Raw genomic sequence first — 295 nt, forward strand, 5'->3', positions numbered from 1 at the left:
TGTCCTGCATGCGCCACAGGTGCGCGTACAGGCCCTGCTGCCTTTGCAGCAGCGCGTCGTGCGTGCCGGTTTGCACGATGCAGCCCTTGTCCATGACGAGGATTCGGTGCGCGTGCCGCACGGCGCTCAGGCGGTGGGCAATGATGAGCACGGTGCGGCCCGCGCAGATGGGGACCATGTTGTGCTGGATGATGGCTTCGCTTTCGTAGTCGAGCGCGCTCGTGGCTTCGTCGAGGATGAGGATGCGCGGGTTGGTGAATAGCGCACGCGCGATCGCGATGCGCTGGCGCTGGCC

At 66.1% G+C, this 295-nt stretch carries 1 protein-coding gene; it reads right to left on the reverse strand.

Annotated elements, in window-relative coordinates; all coding sequences use genetic code 11:
• Positions 1 to 295, reverse strand: a 295-nt coding sequence (locus tag VTU_RS30385; RefSeq protein ID WP_010110647.1) for an ATP-binding cassette domain-containing protein, incomplete at both ends; no start/stop codon positions are given.

It is taken from the genome of Verminephrobacter aporrectodeae subsp. tuberculatae At4 (assembly GCF_000193225.1).
Lineage (GTDB): Bacteria > Pseudomonadota > Gammaproteobacteria > Burkholderiales > Burkholderiaceae_C > Acidovorax > Acidovorax aporrectodeae.